We start from the raw sequence: 2,892 nt of genomic DNA, 5'->3' as shown, positions 1-2,892 counted from the left end.
GTGCGGCCACGTGAAGGGGGCGCCAGTCCGCGTACTCCCGCGCAGCTCCAGCACCTGGTGAGCGAGTCGCGGCGGCTGGGTCTCATCGAGGATGACGACCACGGCGTTCTCACCCGTGCCCTAGATGCGCCCACCGCGTCCATCGAAGCGCTCGTCGTCGAGACCGACGACATCGTGGGCGTCCCGACTGACGCCAGCCCACAGAACGTGATTGACGTGTCGGCTCGTACCGGCCACACCCGCCTACTCGTCTGGGATGAGGAGAATCCGCGCGGCGTCCTGCACGTTCGCGACGCCTACCTCGCCAGGTCGCGGGGCACCGCCACCACCGCACGTCGCCTGGCTCATCCCGCGCCCACCGTCTCGCCAGACACGGTGATCTCCGAGGCGGTTACGGCGATGCGTACCGCACACAGCCAGATCGCCCTGGTCAGGAACAGCGACGGCGCCTTGCGCGGGCTGGTCACCTTGGATGACCTGCTCGCGAAACTTCTGGTGCAGGCGTAGCCGGTGCGGGGTCTCTGCCCTCCCTCTATGCGCGGAGACCCCGCTTCAGACCCTTACCTCATCACGCCGGTTCTCACCAATCCTCGTCGCCTCCGCCCTCGTCGTCATCGAAGACCTCATCGACGATCTCGGCGGCGACGAAGCCACCGACCACGCCCGCGGCACCCGCCGCGACCACGGCGCCCATGCCCGGCCCTTCCCGGTGATGTTGGTGCTGATCGCCATGGCCGTGGCTGTAGCCACCATGCTCATACCCGCCGTGACCGTGTTCGCCGTGATGGTAGCCCTGGTGCCCGTATTGAGACAGGCTGTTCATCCAGCGGTCGATCTCGCTGGCCCAGTCGGTGTGCAGGGCCTGCTCGTGCGTGACGGTGAACCGCCCGACGGCATCCCCACCGCCGAACCGGCCGCTGCGCTTGTCTGCCTCGACAATCACCTCCAGGCCGCCCGGGTTGGCCACGAAGGTCAGCTCGATCTCGTTGACCACGCCCGCGTGCTGTCCCGGCGGATAGAACTCGATCTCCTGATAGAACGGCAGCTCCTGCTGCACGCCGTGCAGGTGGCCGACCTCCAGATCCGCCGACCGGAAGTGGAAACCGAGCTGCACGAGAGCCTGCAGAATCCGCGCCTGCGACGGCAGCGGCTCGACTGACACCGGGTCGAGGTCGCCCTTGTCCACTGCCTTGGCAATGGCCAGCTCAGTCCGCACACCGACCGCCATACCGGTCAGACGTTGTCCGGCGATCTCGCTGATCGGTAGCTCCCACGGCAGGCTCACCTGAAAGCCGAGCGCCCGCTCCTCTCCCTGCCGCAACGTGAAGGGCCCGGACACCGAAGTGCGGAAGAACTCACCCAGCCCCTCGCCCTCTCCCTCACTGTGCTCAAGCTCGACCCTGGCGACCAAGCCCAGGGTGATGTGCTCGATCTCGGCGTCAAAGTCACCGCCCTTGAGCCGTACCTCACCGGTCAGCAGCCCACCCGGCTGCACCCTCGGCGTAGCCAGGACCGTATCCACGGTAGGGCCGCCAATGCCGAAGGCGCCGAGCATGCGTTTGAAGACCACGGTTTCCTCTCTCGGATCGTGTGACGGGGATGTCGTACCGCCCGTCAAACGATCGCCGACAGACCCCGGTTCCGCTCAGGTGACACGGCGCGGGAACTCCGGCGGCGTTTCATCCGTTATCGCCCTGAACCTGAGCGATTCATGCGTTGGAGAACTGGAGCCGCGAGCCTCATGGACGAGCCGAGACCTGGGCCCTGCTCGTAGCCCGCCCCCTCAGCATCCTCGCCACCGTCTCCCGGCCCGCGGTCTGGGACACTCGGCAAGTCAACTGACCTGGACGTCCGCCTGGCGGGCGCCGACCCCAACCTTCACCGCGAGGAGATGGGCCCCGAAGAGATCCGCGACCTTGTCACCAACCACCAGGGCTTCACACCAGAACAGCGGATGATCATCTCTGGCGCGGTCGAGATCACCGAACGCGTGCTCCGGGAGGTGCTACTCCCCCGCCGCGAAGTCTTCACCCTCAAAGCCGACACCCCGGCCCACGAGGCCAGCCGCCTGCCGGCAGTCTCCGGCCACTCCCGAGCCCCGGTGATCAGAAACAACACGCTGGACGACACCGTGGGCATCGTCAACCACCGCGACCTCCTCACCGACAACGCCGTCGCCGCCGACGTGGCCCGCCCCGCCCTGCTGCTGCCCGACAGCCTTCGCGTCTCCGACGCGCTGCGCCGCTTCAAGACCGAACGCGAGCAGTTCGCCCTCGTCATCGACGAGCATGGTGTCGCCGACGGCAGCGTCACCCTGGAAGACCTCCTTGAAGAGATCGTGGGCGAGATCTACGACGAGACCGACCGCGACGTTCAAGGGGTCCGCCACGAGCCCGACGGCACCATGCTGCTTCCGGGTAGCTTCCCCTGCACGACCTCCCCGATCTCAACGTCCATGTGGAGCGACGTGCGGACGGTGACTTCACGACCGTTGCCGGACTCCTCCTGGCCGTACTCTGTCGCGTCCCCGGGATGCCGGGCGCATCAGTGATGCTGGATGGCTGGCATCTGGAGATCACCGCCATGGACCGCCACGCAATCACAGAAGTCCGCATCAGCGCAGACCCCCACCTCTCGATACCCGGCCTGACCCCGTAACCCCTTCTTGTCGCTCCCTCAAGTCCAGGTCCACCTGGAACAAGACATCGGCTGGCTCGGCTTTTAGCTCGACCAGTTGCTGCCACGTTGTCGCCGGGGTTGTCCACCACGATCAGATGCAGGTGCTCGCGGCGGACGCGAGCTTGTAACTCGTAGTGTGTAAAGTTGATCTTGTGGTTGGTTTTGGTTGCTTTACCGGATACGGCCTGGGTAGGCGTGCTCGAGTTCGTTGAG

The 2,892-nt window shown here is 66.2% G+C and carries 4 protein-coding genes; 3 read left to right on the top strand and 1 reads right to left on the bottom strand.

Going from position 1 to position 2,892, the window contains the following annotated elements; translation table 11 throughout:
- Nucleotides 1-507 (top strand): CBS domain-containing protein (locus tag ACFWY5_RS57950; RefSeq protein WP_379640394.1); only part of this gene is annotated, 507 nt, incomplete at its 5' end.
- 73 nt (nucleotides 508-580) lie between these two features.
- Here ACFWY5_RS57950 and ACFWY5_RS57945 read toward each other — a convergent pair.
- On the bottom strand, nucleotides 581-1,570 hold the full coding sequence (locus ACFWY5_RS57945; protein WP_379640393.1) for a sporulation protein: 990 nt from the start codon (nucleotides 1,568-1,570) through the stop codon (nucleotides 581-583).
- A 321-nt stretch (nucleotides 1,571-1,891) separates the two neighbouring features.
- Between ACFWY5_RS57945 and ACFWY5_RS57940 the strand changes: the two genes are divergently transcribed.
- Together ACFWY5_RS57940 and ACFWY5_RS57935 are read left to right on the top strand one after the other, a co-directional pair.
- On the top strand, nucleotides 1,892-2,551 hold the full coding sequence (locus tag ACFWY5_RS57940; RefSeq protein ID WP_379627979.1) for a CBS domain-containing protein: 660 nt from the start codon (nucleotides 1,892-1,894) through the stop codon (nucleotides 2,549-2,551).
- Nucleotides 2,458-2,658 carry a transporter associated domain-containing protein gene (locus ACFWY5_RS57935; RefSeq protein WP_379627977.1) on the top strand — a complete coding sequence of 67 codons (201 nt, stop codon included), beginning with the start codon at nucleotides 2,458-2,460 and terminating at the stop codon, nucleotides 2,656-2,658. The genes ACFWY5_RS57940 and ACFWY5_RS57935 overlap by 94 nt, the downstream gene beginning before the upstream one ends.
- Nucleotides 2,659-2,892 lie beyond the last annotated feature (234 nt).

Origin of the sequence: Nonomuraea sp. NPDC059007 (assembly GCF_042740555.1) — a bacterium.
Lineage (GTDB): Bacteria > Actinomycetota > Actinomycetes > Streptosporangiales > Streptosporangiaceae > Nonomuraea.
Note: the sequence above shows the minus strand (reverse complement) of the source record. Positions and strands in the feature narration are given on the sequence as shown.